Here is a 17,946-nt window from a genome sequence, read left to right on the forward strand (position 1 = left end):
AATTAGTATCGATTAGCAACAAAGCTTGCGAAAAGAGCCTTACGAAAACAGCCATTGAAAATATGTATCGGATTCTGTCCTCCAGGTTAGGTTAAGTCTGCGGATACCAAACTAGAGTTTATGCAGACAGGAGAATGAGCAAATGCAAAAAATGTTAAATCTTCCCGCACTATTGATTCTGGATGTACAAAATGGTTTCGATGATCCCTACTGGGGACAACGCAATAATCCAGAAGCCGAATTAAATATAGCAAAGCTGCTGGCTGAATGGAGAAAGAGAAGAGGCACAGTACTTTACTCTAAGCACTTATCCTTGCAGCCAAACTCGCCTCTGTATCATCGAAATCCAGAAGGCACCCAATTCAAAGATATTATACAGCCGGCTTCAGGAGAAAAAATCTTTCCGAAAAACGTCAATAGTGCTTTCATTGGTACAGATCTTCAATCGTATCTCGACAAGCAAGAAATAAACTCTCTCGTGATAACGGGCTTATCAACGCAGCATTGTGTTTCGACAACCACACGTATGAGCGGCAACTTTGGGTATCAAACCTATCTCGTTTCTGATGCCATTGCGGCTTTTGAAGTAACCGATTCGAAAGGTAAGAAACATTCACCTGAGTACATCCAGGAGGCTGAGCTGGCTATGCTTCACAAAGAATTTGCCACTATTATCACCACTGATGAAATACTTAATGAGGTAGACCAGTTACCCTTACAGCAGTAGTTTTCATGGATTGCTCAGGAATTAAGCCTATTAAAGCTTCAGGCGGCGATTCTGCCTGAAGCATTTTTTCTGTTTCCTCATATTCCCGCCATGGGATAAGAAGGGATTTGTCTCCTTATAAAGAAGTAGTAGAGAGAAGAAAACAGGTAAAGGAGAATAGTGGAATGGACAGCATTATTTTTGATTTGGACGGAACTTTGTGGGACTCGATGGATACGGTCCTGACAGCTTGGAACAGCATCACCAAGGAACATCCTAAAGTGTCATGCGAATTCACAAGGGAGGAGTTCAGTTTTACAATGGGCCTGCAAATTCAGGAAATTGGACAGCGGCTTTTCCCTTCCTTATCTGAAGTGGAGCGGAAGGCTCTACTAAAAGAGTGCTGCGACCTTGAAAGTGAATACTTAGGAAATCAAGGCGGCGTTCTTTACGAGAAGATCGAGGAAGTACTTGGTGTTCTTGCAGGTAAGTATAAATTATTCATAGTCAGCAATTGTCAGGATGGATACATAGAGGCATTTTATAAATTCCATGGGCTTGAAAAATATTTTATGGATTATGAGAATCCTGGCAGGACAGGGCTTTCCAAAGGAGAGAATATCAAACTCATCATGAAACGAAACAATCTGTCCAGTCCTGTATATGTCGGAGATACTGAAGGAGATCTGAGGGCGGCAGAATATGCCGGCATTCCATTTGTTTACGCAAAGTATGGCTTTGGTGAAGCAAAGGAATGGGATTATTCCATAGAAAAATTTGAGGAGTTAACTGATTTGTTCATTTAGTATTAAAATTTTCGAAATAATGAAACTTTTTCCATTTAGTAATCTTCTAATTAGAAAAATCAATAAGAAGGTGAAGAAGATGGAAAACTTTAATATAGAAGAGAATACAACAATTAAATCAGATAAAAGAAAATTTTGGCTTGCCAAAACGTTGTCTGTTGTCTTCATAGCTGCCAGTTTCTCTCTACTTATGTTTTTTGGAGCAGCGGAGTCAGGATTGATTGAAAGGGGAAATGGAGAAGTTGCCCCTTCAGGTTTCTTTAAAACGGAACGATCTCAGATAGAATTACCTTCACAATTAAAATTTCCCGGATTTGTTCCTTTTGAGGTAGCAGAAACCTCACCTGTGGAAAAGATAGAAATGGAAGCTCCTTCTCTAAACCCTTACTGGATTAAGATAGAAGGGAAGGAAGAACAAGTCCTGCATCTCAGGTATACACCAGGAGCACAGTTTGTAGATCAAACTGGCGAGAACCTCCCGGAAGCTGTGAGGGAAACCTCTGTAAAGATAGAAGCAGTGACGGTTAATGGAAAAGTTGGAAACTATCATGAAACCAGATATTCGAGCATTCTTTCATGGCAGGAGGAGGATGTTTCAATGACGATTTCTTACGACCGTGGAGGCTCTGATAAAATGCTGGGCAAATCCGACCTCATCTTGGTGGCAGAATCCCTTAAATAAATACTGACAGAAGAAGTGGACGTTTCCGTAAACCAGCGGCCTCTTTTTCTATGGTTTTCTTGATTCCTTTTACTTCAACATTATTTTTAAATAAGGCTCTTTTCTTAAACTTTGTTGCTATTTGATAATAATTTTGAAAAAATAACCCTATTACGAAGATGATGGTAACACCGAAAAGAAAAGAGCTGCTCTTTCCCGTTTAGAGTTAAAACTCTTAGTATCCGGGGAAAAATCCGGCTTTAGGGATTTTTCCGAAAGCAACAATATATACGAAAACAGCCTTAAATAAAGAAAAGTCGGATTCATCTTCTCTTGCTGTAGTTTCAAGGGATTTGTATTGTCGAAAGTGCCAGTAAAAAAGTGACTTTAAACCATTACGTAGAACTGTACACTTTATTAGAAAGAGAGTATAATAACGCTGAGGTGATTTATTTGGGAAGTTGTATAAGATAGGTGAACTGGCTAAAGTCTGTGAAGTTTCCAGGCGAACTATCGATTACTACACGAGAATGGGGCTTCTTGAATGCACCAGATCTGCTAATAACTATCGATATTATGATACCAATGCCCTGGAAAACTTAAAGTTGATTGAACACTGCCAGCAAAATCACATGACACTGGCTGAGATCAAACAGAGATTGTCACTAAAGAAATCAGATAATATAGATTATAGAGTGGTTGAGGAGCAAGTCAATCATATCCAGAATGAGATGGATTATTTGAATGGTGAGATCAATGACATTCTTCAAGTTGTTAATACACTAAATGAAGAAGACAAAAAGAAAGTTTTGAACAAAGTGTCCCCTCAAGCGGTAGCATTGCTGCAATCACTGGTAATGCTTTCGGTTTGATCAATATAAATAATAGTTGAAAATATTTTAGGAGCGTGACGTTTTTTTGGACGATATACCACTGTATTCATTGATTTTTCTAGGTGTTTTAATTTTACTTTCTGCCTTTTTCTCTTCTGCAGAAACTGCATATTCAAGTGTCAATAAAATCAGATTAAGGAATTATGAGAGTGAAGGCGCAAGAGGCAGCAAGAAGGCACTTTATATTGCTGAAAACTTTGATCGTGCCTTATCAACAATTCTGATTGGAAACAATATTGTAAATATAGCAGCTGCAAGTATTTCAGCTAAACTGGCAACTGATCTTTTTGGAGGAAACGCAGGATTGGTCATCAGTACTTTTGGCATGACTATATTAATCCTGATTTTTGGAGAAATTCTGCCAAAATCATTGGCTAAAGAAAATGCTGAAACCTACTCATTGCAAATATCAGGCATACTCTATCTTTTAATTAAGGTTTTAACGCCAGTTAATTTCTTCTTTATTAAATTAAAGGATTGGGTATCCAGGGTTTTTTCCAAAAACGACTACATGCCATCAGTCACTGAGGAAGAGTTAAAAGTGATGCTTGATATAAGTGAAGAAGAAGGAGTCATTGACAGAGATGAAAGAGAATTGATTCACCGGTCAATGGATTTTGATGATATCATGGTATCGGAAGTATTGACACCGAGAATTGATGTCATGGCAGCAGAAGTGAACCAGTCTGTTGAGGAAATAAAAGAGATCTTTTTCGAAGAGCGTTTTTCACGTATTCCTATTTATGAAGATCACATAGATAATGTTATCGGTATCCTTTCAGAGAAGGAATTCTATACTCACTTATTAAAATATGGTGAAGCGAATATCAGGGAATTGATACGAGAACCAATGTTTGTCTTTGAATCAGCCAAAATTTCTACTCTGCTGACTAAATTGCAAAAAGATAAAGTTCATATGGCAATCGTGGTGGATGAATTCGGAGGAACAACCGGTTTGATCACACTTGAAGATATTCTTGAAGAGATAGTTGGAGAGATTTGGGATGAACAAGATGAAAAATTTCATTCCATGAAAAAAATCAGTGACAATGTCTATACATTCGATTCCCAGTATCAGCTGGACGAATTCACTGATTTACTAAATCTTCCTGAACCTGAAAGCTCCTACCATACTATAGGCGGATGGGTAGTGGAAAGCTTTGAAGATATCCCTTCAGAGGGAGAAAGCTTTGACTATGAGAACGTAAAAATCACGGTTGAGGAAGTAGATAACCGGAGAATCAGGACGATTAAAGTGGAAGTCTCAGAAGAGGCAGCTGCTGAATAAATAGAATCATTGAAAGGCGTCAGGTACATGCTGGCGTCTTTTTTTGTTGGAGGAAAAACCTCTTTCAGATATGAGCTAAAGGCTTCTATCTCCAATTTAGAGGGAGGATTTTTTATGAATAACTTATGTGACTTACCTGCAGAATGAAAGCATCTCATCTTTAAGTGATGCTCTATTGCTCATACTAGCCTGTAAACTAAACATAGATTCAAATTAACTCCAATTTTAATTCTATATTTATTGAACTATTAATTCTACTATTATAGAATATAAAAAGGGAGGTTTTAGAATGGATATTTATTCTATAGGAAGCAGGAAAAGAGAAACATACAGGATTGAGTTTAAATTTTCCCTTTTGTGGGAGGCAGCACTGGGAATTGCAGCAATCACCAATGAATCTCTGGTTGAAACTCTTGATTTTTCCAAAGAAGAACTGGACGGGATACGCAGGTCCTTCTCCAGGGAACTAAATGACCAGCTTACATATGTCAAAGAAAATAACACCTGGAAAACACTTCTTCAGTTGCTTCATCAGGAGGACTTTCAAGACTCAGTCTCTTTTGACTCCTATGTCATGGATTTATCTGAGGAAGAGCTCAAGAGGGCTGCCATTCCTTACTTAGGGAAAAACCTGAACCCAGCAGTTTCACAGCTTTTACAAGGCTCTAGGGAAGCGTTGGAGATGCTGCAGGATGAAACTAGGGAGAACTCATTTATTCCGGCCTATTTAGAGTTCATTTTTACAGTAGAGGCGGAAGAGTTAAAACACCATCTGATTACAGTTATGAAGGGCTGGTATGACTCTGTGATAAAGTCCCGGGAAGGTACCTTAAAGGCGATTCTTCGAAGAGATATGGAAGCGAAGCGTAACATGAGTGAGAAGATGGAACCGGAGCATTTTGTCGAGTGGGCAACGGATGGCATTAAATATAGGCCGGAACCAAGTGTGTTCACTGTTTTATTGATTCCTCACTATTTTTATCGTCCATGGAATGTTGAGGCTGACCTGGAAGGCACCAAGGTTATATATTATCCTGTAGCGAATGAAAGTCTTTCACCAGACAACCAATATGTTCCCGATAAAATGCTCGTTCAACGGTATAAAGCATTGGGAGATGCTAACCGTTTGAAAATCCTGAAACTCATCAGCGAAAAAGAGAGGACCCTTCAAGAACTGACTGAGATTATGGGAATGGGAAAAACGACTGTTCATCATCACTTAAAGCTTTTGAAATCGGCTCGTCTTGTAACCGACAGTGCATCGAAATACTATATAAATGAACAAATTCTTCATTCAGCGGCAGAAGAACTTAAAAACTTTTTAAAAAAGTAACAGCGCAGGGGGAGACGGAATGGAAGAGTTAATGAGGAAGGTGCCAATCGAGAAGGAACAGCCCCAATTTAAAAAGAATTATCAGGTGTTTAGGTTTATTGGGGGAAACCTGGTGTCATTCTTTGGAGATCAAATTTACATGATAGCTCTGCCGCTCATCGTGCTGGCTATTACCGGCTCTCCGTTGAGCATGGGAATCGTGGCTGCGCTTGAAAGGCTGCCGATCCTATTACAGCCGCTTGCGGGTGTTTTTGCTGACAAACTGAATAGAAAAAGGATCCTGCTTTTCTGTGATGCGGTGAGGTTCATAATAAGCGGGATAATGGGAATTCTTTATTTACTGGACAATCTTTATATCTGGGAAATCTACCTTGCAGCACTCGTGATGGGGATTTTGACTCAACTCTATAATACTTCTCAATTTGCATCCGTTCCAAAGCTGGTGCGGAAAAATGATCTGCAGCTGGTGAATTCCATCAATACAGGGATTTTTCAAACAGCTGTTTTCATTGCCCCCGGGCTCGGCGGCATTTTGATCAGCATATTTAATCCAGGGGTTGGTTTGCTGATCAACAGTTTATCGTTTGCGATGGGATTCTTGGTTGTGTTCAGCTTGAATATTACTCATGAAAAGCGTGAGAAGGGCAGCGGATGGCTGGCTGAGTTAAAAGAAGGCTTTGTGTTTGTAATTAAGGAAAAGCCGATTCTTTATACCAATCTGGCCATGCTCTTTTCGGTTTTTGGAACCACGCTTTTTATTACCATGCTGGTGGTCCACCTTAAGTTGTCAGCAGGTTTCAGTTCCGCCGAAATCGGATACCTCTTGTCAATTGGAGGCGCTGCAGCGATTATGGGTGCTTTGCTGACGAACTTCATCAAGAAGGCTTTTACATACAGGATGATTCTTTTTACAGGAGGAACGATTGGAGGAGTTTCGATCATCGGATTTGGACTGGCCGACTCATTTGTTCTTCTGGCAGTGATGAACGCAATCGGGACAATTTCGGCAGCCATTATGAGCACCTGCATCGTGACAATCCGCCAAATCTTAAGTCCGGAGCAATTGCTGGGGCGTGTTGGAGCGACAAGCCGGTTCATGACCTGGCTGTTGATGCCCCTGGCCGCATTGACAGCCGGGGTGATAGCTGAAACGTTTGGAACCGGCCATGCTATTGTCATTGGCGGTTTGATAGCAGTCCTGTCTTCATTCATTTATTTGGCTCCGTCACTTAAAACCATAAACTAATGGCTGTATTAGCTGGCACATAAGATTTTGACACAGTGTACGTCTTTTGCTTGGAGGGACTTTAATCTCCTTCGCCGGGAAGACTAAAGGTCCGGCATATAGTTAATATAAATGAGTAAATCTAGTAAGCTGGAATGAAAAAAGCTGTTCTCCAGTTTAGAGAGAGAACAACTTAGGATCCCATGGGATTTTTCCGAAAGCAACAGTATGTGTAAAAACAGCATTAAAAACAGCCTGTTTTCGCAAAGATAGTGGCTGTTTTAAAAGTGATGGATTTCCACTCCAGGCGCGCGACTCCGCGGGGCGGGCGTTGAGCCTCCTCGGCTTCGCCTGCGGGGTCTCATCTGTCCCGCTAGTCCCGCAGGAGGTCGCACGCCTTCCGCTCCAATCCTTCTACGTATGAGGAGATGTAGGAGAAATTTGCATTTAAAAGCAATAATCTTTTTGAAAGGTTTTTTCACAAATTTTTTTTTTTGAAAGATCCCCAAGATACGTGATTACCTCGGATACTTAGGTCTCTCTTTAACATGGAGGGAGTAGCTCTTTTTTTTTTTTTTTGCTTACCAGGATAGCTCCAATGAATGATAACGTCACTTTACGACATTCATATTATATAGCAACAAAGTTTACAAAACATCCTATAAAAGAGATATATTTCCAATTTGATATGGTGTCCTCTTAGTAAATTCTTATTACAACAAAGTTTTCTAAAAGAGCCTCTTAAAAGGCTCCTTAAGAAGATATAAATTCTTCAGCCGTTACTGTTTCGGCAAACCAGCGCAAAACCTCGTTATGATGCTCAATGATAGAAGAGGCTGAAAGGGTTTCCTTATGGAAAGTCGAATGAGCATCCTTAACTAAGGTCATCTTGTAGCCAAGGCTGAATCCTATTCTGCAGGCTGTATCGACACAGGCTTCAGTCTGGATGCCGGTTATGATCAGGTGTTCAATTTCCATTTGGCGCAAGTATTTCTGCAGGCTGGTTTCATAAAAGCTGTCAGGCGTTTTCTTATGTATGATCATATCCTCTGCTGCGGGCGATAAATTGTCATGAAGGCCCCATCCTTCTGTGTTTTTCTCAAGGGGACTGTTATTCGGGCCGGAATGTTGAACGAATATGAGAGGAATCCTTCTATCTCTTGCATAAGAAATCATTTTTTGGATATTTTTAAGTAGTTCATTCCCTTTATGAACAGGCGGCTCCATTGTAAACATAGCGCGTTGAACATCTATGACTAGTAAAGCTGTCTTCATCCTATTCCTCCTGATTTACATTATCTATTTTAAGCCGGGAGTATTCATTACGCTATTGCTGTCCGTCTGTCCCGCTATTTCTTACTATTATACTTTAACGTTAATGATATTAGGGTGGGAGATAAGTATGTTTTGAAGGTAAATTGAGAGAGTGGAAGCGGGCAAAAAAAGAGGATAGCTCCTGTTTGAGCTATCCATCATCTAGGGAGTTTAGGGGTATGGATCTAGATGTATTTTTATAGTACCCGGCATGCAGGGTACTAAACCTATCTTTAAATATTTTTTAGGATAAATTGTCCATTTTTTTTTGAAGGCAGAATGAAGGAAATAAAAAAGATTATTTGATTGATTAGGGACGGGTAAAATTGATATGATATAGATACTGTATGACTAGCATTTTACAGAAGATGCTATTTTAAGCATAAAGGAGAGTGCAACACATGGAAATGGATTTCGATTTATTCATGAATGACGTTGTCCGACAGGCACGTCAAGAGATGGAGATTTCAGGATATAAACAGCTGACTTCTGCCGAGGAAGTGGAAGAGACGCTTTCCCAAAAAGGTACAACTCTGGTTATGATCAATTCTGTATGCGGCTGTGCCGGCGGTATTGCCCGTCCGGCAGCGGCACATGCTGTACATTATGATAAACGCCCTGACAACCTTGTAACTGTTTTTGCGGGACAGGATAAAGAAGCGACTGCGAAAGCACGCAGCTACTTCACAGGATACCCGCCGTCTTCCCCTTCTTTCGCGCTGCTTAAGGATGGAGAGATTTTGACGATGGTCGAGCGCCATGAAATTGAAGGCCATGACCCTATGTCGGTTGTCAATAAGCTGCAAGGCTACTTCGACGAGTATTGCGAAGAAGTTTAAGCTGAAAAAAGAGTGATTCTGTCACTCTTTTTTCTTTTTCAATCTTTCTTTTCCACCGGATATACACTTTAAATAAGGATTTTTCCGAAAGCAGCAATATATGTGAAAACAGCCTTAAATAAAGATTAATTAGGCAACACTACATAAGAAAAGAAACTAGTTCAGGAGCTGCAGTTTATGTTTCGTATAGGATATCGTACAGCCAAGACTGCTGTTGGCACAGCGGTCGCCATCATGATTGCCCAATGGTTTGGGCTCGAGAATTTTGCTTCTGCAGGAATTCTCACCATACTGTGTATACAGGATACCAAGAAAAAATCCTTGAAAGCCGCTTGGAGCAGGTTCCTGGCCTGTATACTGGCAATAGCTTTTGCCTCTATTTTGTTTGAACTGATTATGTATCACCCGGTTGTCATTGGACTGCTGCTCTTATTTTTCATTCCGACCACCGTCATGCTGAAAATCACTCAGGGAATTGTCACCAGCAGTGTCATTATCCTTCATGTATACTCAGCTCAAAACGTCACAATGGACTTGATTTTGAATGAACTTGGCATTATTGCAATCGGAATAGGGATCGCGCTTCTGGCCAACTTGTATATGCCAAGTGTGGAAAGTAAACTGATCGCTTACCAGAAACAGGTCGAAGAAAATTTTCACCGCATTTTCACAGAAATTGTCCGGTATCTAAGAACCAATGAAGACAGAGGCTGGGCGGGCAAGGAAATCACTGAGGTGGAAGACCTTATAAATGAGGCCAAGACGCTGGCATTTAAAGATGTTGAAAACCATTTTCTCCGTCATGAAAATCTCTATTATCTATACTTTAAGATGAGAGAAAAGCAATTTAATATCCTGCAGCGGCTCCTTCCTCTTGTGACTTCTATTTCCCTCAAGGTGGAACAGTCTAAAATGGTGGCTGATTTCATGGAAGAGTTAAGTGAACATATCCATCCTGGAAATACAGCTTTATTATATTTAAAGAAGCTGTATGATATGAGAGTGAAATTTGAAGAAATGGAGCTTCCCCAAACAAGGGAAGAGTTTGAAGCAAGAGCAGCCCTCTATCAGTTCCTGAAAGAAATGGAAGATTACCTCCTGATCAAAAGTTCCTTTAAAGGGATCAGGCCTAACCAAGAGAATGAGATGAACACAGAAGAAGCAAACTAATTCTTACTAATCCTTGAGAGGGTGTGAAGGAATTGCGTTTGCTTCTTTCTATTTTACTGATTGTTTCCCCTATCTGGCCGCTTGGCAAAAATCCGCTGCCGGGAGATCCATTTTTAATTGTCAATAAGCAAACCAATGAAATTGCCTATATACAGGGTGAGAGGATCCGTGAGCGGTATAATGCCGCAACAGGAAAGACAGATGAGCTTACACCCCAGGGGCTTTTCACTATTATTGTAAAAGCTGAAAACCCTTACTATCGAAAATTGGATATACCGGGCGGAGATGCTGATAACCCGCTCGGAACTAGGTGGATGGGCTTTGATGCTGAGGGAACGGATGGCAGGATATACGGAATTCACGGAACCAACCGTCCTGACAGTATCGGCAAATATATTTCAAATGGCTGTATCAGGATGCATAATGCCGAGGTAGAGGCACTCTTTGACAAAGTTCCATCCGGTACAAAGGTGCTGATAGTCAAGAGCGGAAAGTCTTTTGAAGAGCTGGCGAGAGAATATGGTGCGATGAGGTGAGGAGAATTTTTCTGGTTAGCAAGAAGAAAAGAGCTGCTCTCCAGTTTAGAAAGAAAAACCTTAGTATCTGGCGGAGAGTTTTGTATATGATTTTTACGAAAACCAATAAAAAATTCTATCTTAGGTTTTTAAATGATAACTATTGCTTTAGACTGTTATTTACCTTCATTCCCTTTACTTAGAAGGATTGGAGCGGAAGGCGTACCACCTCCTGCGGGACTAGCGGGACAGGTGAGACCCCCAATCCAGTTGCAGCGCCCAGCCCTCGGGGTCCAATAACCCAAAGCGAATAAAAGGAAAGGCCATCTTTTTTTCGCTTTGGAACATTTGCCTGTCGGGCCTGAGCAGGGCGATTCCCCTTTTTATACAGGCAAAGCAGAGGAGGCTCACCGCCCGCCCCGCGGAGTCGTGCGGCTGGAGTGGAAATCCATTACTTTTCCAAAGCCATACTCTATGTGAAAAGAGCCTAAGAAAAAGAGGTGCATCCCGATAAGGGAAACACCTCTTTTTAGTATTTTTTATAAGAACATGGATAGTCCCATCATGATAGTTGAAGTGATCATAGCGAATAACATTACATAAACAACTGTTTTTTGAAGTTTTTTATTGTTCATTTTTTCAACTCCCGCAGTAAAAATCTTTTTCTCCCTTATTTTATCCTCACTTGCTCAGATTGACAACCCCTGTTTAAGTTGAAACCGCTTTCGGAAATTTAGTTTTTTTGAAGGAATTTGATTTATTTTATCGAATTTATTACATGTTAAGCTTCTTAATGAAGGGGAGATATTCATGAAAAAAGTCGATCATATTGGGATAGCTGTCCAATCTATAGAGAAAGTACTGCCTTTTTATACAGAAACACTGGGGCTTTCTCTGCTTGAAATTGAAGAAGTTCAATCTGAAAAAGTGAAGGTAGCTTTTATAGATGGAGGAAATATAAAACTGGAACTGCTGGAACCTCTCGATGAAACAAGTGTGATTGCGTCTTTCCTTTCGAAAAAAGGGGAAGGCATCCACCATGTGGCATTCGGAGTAGCCGGCATCCAGGAGAGAATCGAGGAACTGCAGGAAAAAGGTGTCAGAATGATCCATGAACAGCCGAAACCAGGTGCAGGAGGTGCACAGGTAGCTTTCATGCATCCAAAATCGGCTCATGGGGTTTTATATGAACTTTGCGACAAGACCAACATCAAGGGGGAGTAAGAATGGATATCTATGAAAAAATTAATGAGTTATATGACCGCCGCAGGGAAGTCGAACGTGGCGGAGGAGATAAACGAATTGAAAAACAGCATGAAAAAGGAAAGCTGACGGCCAGGGAGCGCATCGACATTCTTGTGGACGAGGGCTCATTTGTTGAACTGAATCCATTTATTGAACATAGAAGCACAGACTTTGGCCTCGATGAGATGAAGGGTCCGGGAGATGGAGTGGTAACCGGATACGGAAAAGTGAATGGAAGGCCAATCTACTTATTTTCCCAGGACTTTACCGTTTTCGGCGGTGCACTCGGTGAGATGCATGCGAAGAAAATTGCAAACGTCATGGATCTGGCTGTTAAAAATGGAGCGCCGTTCATCGGGCTGAATGATTCCGGCGGCGCGAGGATCCAAGAAGGAGTCGTATCTTTGGATGGGTATGGCCACATCTTCTATAGAAACTCCATCTACTCAGGTGTGATTCCGCAGATTTCGGTCATCATGGGACCATGCGCAGGCGGTGCGGTCTACTCCCCGGCCATCACTGATTTTGTCTTCATGGTCGATAAAACAAGCCAGATGTTTATCACAGGGCCGAAGGTAATCGAAACCGTAACGGGTGAAAAAATCAGCTCCGAAGATCTCGGGGGTGCGAAGGTACATAATACAATCAGCGGGAATGCTCATTTCAGGGGAGAATCTGAAGAGGAAGTTCTGCAATCAGTCAGGGAACTTCTTTCCTATCTTCCGCAGAACAATGAAGAAAAGCCTCCTATGTTATCAGCCGATGAGGAAGACGACTATCGTCCGGATCTGACAGACCTTATTCCATTTGATGCCATTCGTCCTTATGATGTTAGGAAGGTCATCGGGCAGGTAGTGGATGAAGGGTCTTTCATGGAAGTGCAAAAGGAATTTGCCAAGAACATTGTCGTAGGCCTTGCCCGGATCAAAGGAGAAGTAGTCGGACTTGTGTGTAACCAGCCGAAAGTAATGGCCGGTGGACTGGACATTGATTCTTCCGATAAGGCCTCCCGTTTTATCCGTTTTTGTGACAGCTTTAATATTCCGCTGATCACATTTGAGGACGTTACCGGATTCTTTCCTGGAATCAAGCAGGAACACGGCGGGATCATCCGCCACGGAGCGAAGATTCTTTATGCCTACTCCGAAGCAACGGTTCCAAAGATGACAGTCATTCTTCGAAAAGCTTATGGCGGAGCATACGTGGCATTGAACAGTAAGTCGATTGGTGCTGACCTTGTCTTCTCCTGGCCGAATGCGGAAATTGCAGTAATGGGGCCTCAAGGGGCAGCCAACATCATATTTGCAAGGGAGATTCAAAACAGCGAAAACCCTGAAGCCGTCAGGGAGCAGAAGATCGAGGAATATCGGGAAAAGTTTGCGAATCCTTACGTCGCTGCAGCAAGGGGAATGGTCGATGATGTCATAGATCCCCGGGAAACTAGGATCAAACTGATTCAAGGCCTTGAAATGATGCGAAATAAGAAAGAAGAACGCCCGAAGAAGAAGCACGGAAATATCCCGTTATAAAGCCGGGATTTCTAACATTTGTAGACCTTCACTATAAAAGATATACTTATCTAGTGACTACATAACTGGAGGTATAAGTATGATTAATCATGAGCGTTTACTGAATGAATTCTTAGAACTGGTACAAATCGATTCTGAAACAAAATTTGAAGCGGAAATTGCCAAAGTCCTTACGAAGAAATTCGAGGACCTCGGGGTGGAAGTTTTTGAAGATGATACCATGGAACAGACAGGTCATGGTGCAGGAAACCTTGTCTGCACGCTTCAAGGGACTAAGGAGGGAGCGGATACCATCTACTTCACTTCCCATATGGATACAGTGGTTCCCGCGGTAGGCGTAAAGCCTTCTGTTAAAGATGGGTATGTGTATTCTGATGGTACGACCATTCTTGGCGCGGACGATAAAGCCGGCCTTGCTGCGATGCTGGAAATGGTGCGTGTACTGAAAGAGCAGAACATTTCACACGGTACAATCCAGTTCATCATCACAGTTGGTGAAGAATCCGGACTGGTTGGAGCAAAGGCGCTTGATTCTTCTTTGGTAAAAGCAAAATACGGCTTTGCATTGGATAGTGACGGAAAAGTCGGCAACATCATTGTTGCTGCACCAACACAGGCCAAAGTGAAGGCCACCATCAACGGAAAGACTGCCCACGCAGGGGTTGCTCCTGAAAAAGGTGCATCTGCCATCACTATGGCATCCAAAGCAATTTCCAGAATGCCCCTTGGCAGAATAGACGAAGAAACGACAGCCAATATAGGCCGTTTCGAGGGCGGCGGAGCCACAAACATCGTTTGCGACCGTGTCGATATTCTGGCAGAAGCGCGCTCACTTGTTCCGGAAAAAATGGAAACTCAAGTAGCCAAAATGAAAGAAGCATTCGAATCAGCTGCTAGTGAATTGGGTGGAAGCGCTGAAGTAGAAGTGACGGTTATGTACCCTGGCTTCAAATTCGGGGAAGGCGATCACGTAGTGGAAGTTGCACGCAAAGCAGCACAGCGAATCGGCCGTCCAAGTGAATTGCTGACAAGCGGCGGAGGCAGCGATGCTAATGTCATTGCCGGCTTCGGAGTGCCAACAGTCAATCTTGCTGTGGGTTATGAAGAAATTCATACGAAAAATGAAAGAATGTCTGTTGAAGAACTTTCTAAACTGACTGAAATGGTAGTTGCGATCGTTCAAGAGGTTTCAGGCGAATAATAGTAATCAGAGCAGACCCTGCTCTCAACACGGGGTCTGCTTTTTGTTGTATAAGAAATTAAAAATCACACTCTGTAGAGAACGTATAGCTATATTATTTACGTCCAGCTTCAGCGCCTAGCCCCTCGGGGTCAAATAACCCAAAGCGAATAAAAGGAAAGACCGCCTTTTTTTCTCTTTGGAACATTTGCCTGTCGGGGCTGATCAAGGCGCTTGCGCTTTTGTTCTTTAGTAGAGTGGTTTTTAAGCCAGCCGGTATTCCAGGTGGAAAAATTCTTAGCCGAACACTATATATTATTGTTTTTTTTACCGATAAAAAAGAGAGGTGTATTTATCATCTTCTAATTAGTTCTCACAGAAATTAATTTATATGGTAAATTAGTTCTATACATAAAACTTGGAAAGCTTACCCAATAAAGGAGCGTCATTATGGATATAAACAAAAAAGCAATTATTTTTCATGCGGGAAAAGAAGAATACGCCATTCCGGTCGGTCATGTAATATCAATTGAAAAACCTGAAAATATCACCCCAATCCCTCAGCTTCCTCAATATGTATTAGGTATTACAAAGGTAAGGGGAGAGCTGGTGCCGGTTATCGATTTTGCCAATATCCTTTATGGAAGAACAGAATCCACTTCAGATAAAAAACTGATAGTATTGAAGTCGGAAATTCTTTCACTGGGGATTATAGTGAATGAAGCAAAGGAAATATTGGATATTCCGGAAGGAGCCCTCACGCAAATGGGCTTAATGGCATACTCCCGGACGAAGTACTTCTCTGGTGTCATCAATCTTGAAGACAGGCTGATCACGATGATTGACCCTGATATTCTTGTAGAGAGTCTTGATGGAATCAGGGAAATACAAGAATATATGAAGACTCATCAATAAAAGCCTCGGTGAGGTGCTGCTGGTCTCTCCTAGAGTTGATACATGAAGATAAAAGGGATTTTGATGTACTTTGATTAGACTGCGAGGTACATCATCTTATCGTTTTCTCATTTTGATGTACTTCGCTTCGAGTGCGGGGTGCATCATCTTGTTATTTTCTCATTTTGATGTACTTCGCTTCAGGTGCGGGGTACATCATCTTGTCATTTTCTCATTTTGATGTACTTCGCTTCAGGTGAGAGGTACATCATCTTGTCATTTTCTCGTTTTGATGTACTTCGCTTCAGGTGAGAGGTACATCATCTTGTCATTTTCTCGTTTTGATGTACTTCGCTTCAGGTGCGGGRTACATCATCTTATCGTTTTCTCATTTTGATGTACTTCGGTTCGGGTGCGGGGTGCATCATCTTGTCATTTTCTCATTTTGATGTACTTCGCTTCGGGTGCGGGGTACATCATCCTTTCATTTTCTCCTTTTTATGTACTTCGCTTCGGGTGCGAGGTACATCATCCTTTCATTTTCTCCTTTTGATGTACTTCGCTTCGGGTGCGAGGTACATCATCCTTTCATTTTCTCCTTTTGATGTACTTCGCTTCGGGTGCGAGGTACATCATCCCGTCATTTTCTTATTTTGATGTACTTCGCTTCAGGTGCGAGGTACATCATCTCGTCATTTTCTCATTTTGATGTACTTCGGTTCGGGTGCGAGGTACATCATCTTGTCATTTTGTCATTTTGATGTACTTCGCTTCAGGTGCGGGGTACATCATCTTATCGTTTTCTCATTTTGATGCACTTCGCTTCAGGTGCGAGGTGCATCATCATGTTATTTTCTCATTTTGATGTACTTCGCTTCAGGTGCGAGGTACATCATTTTTATTTTTTTTACATGCAGCGTTCAGCTTGCGAGGTGCATCCCAAAAGTCTTCCAGAGTTCCCAATGCTGTCTTTTGGAATCCCGAACGTGTGCTCTGAGAGATTATATAGTACACTAATAGAGAGGGGAAAAGGGCTTGAGTGCTCATCCCAGAGAGTATTTGAAAAAAAGGGCTGGTTAGCATGCATCCTCACTATCCTAAAAACGGAAGAGTCATTCTTCATGTCGATATGAACAGCTTCTACGCTTCTGTTGAGGCTGCCTATAATCCTGAACTAAAGGGAAAACCTCTGGCAATTGCGGGGAACCCGGATGAAAGGAGAGGGATTATCGTCACCTGCAGTTATGAGGCACGCAAGTTCGGGGTCAAAACCACGATGACCTTATGGGAAGCGAAAAAGCTTTGTCCGCACATGATCATCATGCGTCCGAATTTTGACCGATATCGTGCTGCGTCGCAGGGGATGTTTGAGATATTAAGGCAGTATTCCGAGCTCGTGGAACCCGTTTCGATCGATGAAGGGTATGTTGATATAACGGACAGCCAAACATTGGGAAGCCCGTTATTTATCGCTGAGTCCATCCAGAACCAGATTCTGTCCCAGCTGGACCTGCCTTCAAGTATAGGTATCGCCCCCAATAAGTTCCTTGCCAAGACTGCTTCTGATATGAAGAAGCCGATGGGCATTACGGTACTCCGCAAGAGGGATTTACCAGGAAAGATTTGGCCGCTTGATGTAAAAGAGATGCATGGTATTGGTGATAAAACGGCTCAAAAATTATATACATTGAAGATCAACACAATCGGGGAACTGTCTAAAGCAGACGAAATCCAATTGAAAGCACAGCTGGGCATCAATGGACTCCGCTTGAAAGCAAGAGCCAACGGGCAGGATGACAGGCCCGTGGATCCTGATTCTGTTTACGACTTTAAAAGTGTCGGCAACTCGACGACTCTGCCAAGGGACACCGCGAACCAAAAGGAATTGTTGAATACGCTGAATCAGCTGTCCGCAAAAGTGGCATCAAGGATGAAATCGAAAGAGACACTTGCCTCAACGGTTATGATTACGATGAGATTCAAGAATCGAAAGACCATAACAAGAAGCAAGAAGATGAAGAACCCTGTCGGCTCGCAGGAGGAAATTTTTACAGCAGCTAAAACGCTGTTTCTTCAGCATTGGAATGGCAATTCAATCCGTTTGCTGGGAGTGACGGGCCAGGATCTTGTGGAGCGGAATGATGCCGCCCTCCAGCTTGATATCTTCTCGTTTGAAGAACATGCCAAGAAGGAGCCCCTGTACCTTGCATTAGAAAAACTTCAGACCAAGTACGGAAAAGATATGATTAAAAGAGGAATCTCGGCGAAACAGGAGAAGCGGGATCCCCATAATGATACGAGTTTTAATAAGGATTTTTTGCGGAGAGATAAGTAACCGGCAGCGGATA

17 protein-coding genes are annotated in these 17,946 nt (G+C 42.0%); 15 read left to right on the forward strand and 2 right to left on the reverse strand.

Annotated features, from left to right (window positions below; translation table 11 throughout):
- Positions 1 to 151: 151 nt before the first annotated feature.
- From FZC79_RS05530 to FZC79_RS05560, 7 genes are all read left to right on the forward strand, one after another.
- Positions 152 to 727: a cysteine hydrolase family protein gene (locus FZC79_RS05530; RefSeq protein ID WP_148946124.1), complete on the forward strand. Its 576-nt coding sequence runs from the start codon at positions 152 to 154 to the stop codon at positions 725 to 727.
- A gap of 164 nt (positions 728 to 891) precedes the next feature.
- Positions 892 to 1,512: an HAD family hydrolase gene (locus FZC79_RS05535; RefSeq protein ID WP_148945845.1), complete on the forward strand. Its 621-nt coding sequence runs from the start codon at positions 892 to 894 to the stop codon at positions 1,510 to 1,512.
- A 79-nt stretch (positions 1,513 to 1,591) separates the two neighbouring features.
- Positions 1,592 to 2,194, forward strand: coding sequence for a hypothetical protein (locus tag FZC79_RS05540; RefSeq protein WP_148945846.1), 603 nt, complete (start codon positions 1,592 to 1,594; stop codon positions 2,192 to 2,194).
- Positions 2,195 to 2,634: 440 nt separating this feature from the next.
- Positions 2,635 to 3,045 carry a MerR family transcriptional regulator gene (locus FZC79_RS05545; RefSeq protein WP_148945847.1) on the forward strand — a complete coding sequence of 137 codons (411 nt, stop codon included), beginning with the start codon at positions 2,635 to 2,637 and terminating at the stop codon, positions 3,043 to 3,045.
- A 46-nt stretch (positions 3,046 to 3,091) separates the two neighbouring features.
- The gene (locus FZC79_RS05550; protein WP_148945848.1) at positions 3,092 to 4,354 is read left to right on the forward strand and encodes a hemolysin family protein; all 1,263 of its coding nucleotides are present in this window, start codon (positions 3,092 to 3,094) and stop codon (positions 4,352 to 4,354) included.
- A gap of 289 nt (positions 4,355 to 4,643) precedes the next feature.
- Positions 4,644 to 5,687, forward strand: coding sequence for an ArsR/SmtB family transcription factor (locus tag FZC79_RS05555; protein ID WP_148945849.1), 1,044 nt, complete (start codon positions 4,644 to 4,646; stop codon positions 5,685 to 5,687).
- 19 nt (positions 5,688 to 5,706) lie between these two features.
- The gene (locus FZC79_RS05560) at positions 5,707 to 6,933 is read left to right on the forward strand and encodes an MFS transporter (protein WP_252183259.1); all 1,227 of its coding nucleotides are present in this window, start codon (positions 5,707 to 5,709) and stop codon (positions 6,931 to 6,933) included.
- Between the two features lie 732 nt (positions 6,934 to 7,665).
- Here FZC79_RS05560 and FZC79_RS05565 read toward each other — a convergent pair.
- Entirely contained in the window at positions 7,666 to 8,187 is a 522-nt protein-coding gene (locus FZC79_RS05565; protein WP_148945850.1) for a cysteine hydrolase family protein, read from the reverse strand.
- A gap of 440 nt (positions 8,188 to 8,627) precedes the next feature.
- Between FZC79_RS05565 and FZC79_RS05570 the strand changes: the two genes are divergently transcribed.
- From FZC79_RS05570 to FZC79_RS05580, 3 genes are all read left to right on the forward strand, one after another.
- Positions 8,628 to 9,065, forward strand: coding sequence for a BrxA/BrxB family bacilliredoxin (locus tag FZC79_RS05570; protein ID WP_113930915.1), 438 nt, complete (start codon positions 8,628 to 8,630; stop codon positions 9,063 to 9,065).
- A 177-nt stretch (positions 9,066 to 9,242) separates the two neighbouring features.
- The gene (locus FZC79_RS05575; protein ID WP_148945851.1) at positions 9,243 to 10,235 is read left to right on the forward strand and encodes an aromatic acid exporter family protein; all 993 of its coding nucleotides are present in this window, start codon (positions 9,243 to 9,245) and stop codon (positions 10,233 to 10,235) included.
- 32 nt (positions 10,236 to 10,267) lie between these two features.
- Positions 10,268 to 10,771, forward strand: a complete 504-nt coding sequence (locus FZC79_RS05580; protein ID WP_148945852.1) for a L,D-transpeptidase — start codon at positions 10,268 to 10,270, stop codon at positions 10,769 to 10,771.
- 518 nt (positions 10,772 to 11,289) lie between these two features.
- Here FZC79_RS05580 and prli42 read toward each other — a convergent pair.
- The gene (gene prli42 / locus FZC79_RS23795) at positions 11,290 to 11,385 is read right to left on the reverse strand and encodes a stressosome-associated protein Prli42 (RefSeq protein ID WP_148945853.1); all 96 of its coding nucleotides are present in this window, start codon (positions 11,383 to 11,385) and stop codon (positions 11,290 to 11,292) included.
- Positions 11,386 to 11,560: 175 nt separating this feature from the next.
- Between prli42 and mce the strand changes: the two genes are divergently transcribed.
- The 5 genes from mce to FZC79_RS05610 all read left to right on the forward strand — a co-directional run bounded on the left by mce (position 11,561) and on the right by FZC79_RS05610 (position 17,933).
- On the forward strand, positions 11,561 to 11,974 hold the full coding sequence (mce, locus tag FZC79_RS05590) for a methylmalonyl-CoA epimerase (protein ID WP_148945854.1): 414 nt from the start codon (positions 11,561 to 11,563) through the stop codon (positions 11,972 to 11,974).
- Between the two features lie 2 nt (positions 11,975 to 11,976).
- Positions 11,977 to 13,524 carry an acyl-CoA carboxylase subunit beta gene (locus FZC79_RS05595; RefSeq protein WP_148945855.1) on the forward strand — a complete coding sequence of 516 codons (1,548 nt, stop codon included), beginning with the start codon at positions 11,977 to 11,979 and terminating at the stop codon, positions 13,522 to 13,524.
- A 79-nt stretch (positions 13,525 to 13,603) separates the two neighbouring features.
- Positions 13,604 to 14,725, forward strand: a complete 1,122-nt coding sequence (locus FZC79_RS05600; RefSeq protein WP_148945856.1) for a tripeptidase T — start codon at positions 13,604 to 13,606, stop codon at positions 14,723 to 14,725.
- Positions 14,726 to 15,154: 429 nt separating this feature from the next.
- Positions 15,155 to 15,619 (forward strand): chemotaxis protein CheW, encoded by a 465-nt coding sequence (locus FZC79_RS05605; protein ID WP_148945857.1) that lies wholly within the window; start codon positions 15,155 to 15,157, stop codon positions 15,617 to 15,619.
- A gap of 1,060 nt (positions 15,620 to 16,679) precedes the next feature.
- Positions 16,680 to 17,933: a DNA polymerase IV gene (locus FZC79_RS05610; RefSeq protein ID WP_148945858.1), complete on the forward strand. Its 1,254-nt coding sequence runs from the start codon at positions 16,680 to 16,682 to the stop codon at positions 17,931 to 17,933.
- The last annotated feature ends 13 nt before the right edge of the window (positions 17,934 to 17,946 follow it).

Source organism: Rossellomorea vietnamensis (assembly GCF_008180615.1).
Classification (GTDB): domain Bacteria; phylum Bacillota; class Bacilli; order Bacillales; family Bacillaceae_B; genus Rossellomorea; species Rossellomorea vietnamensis_D.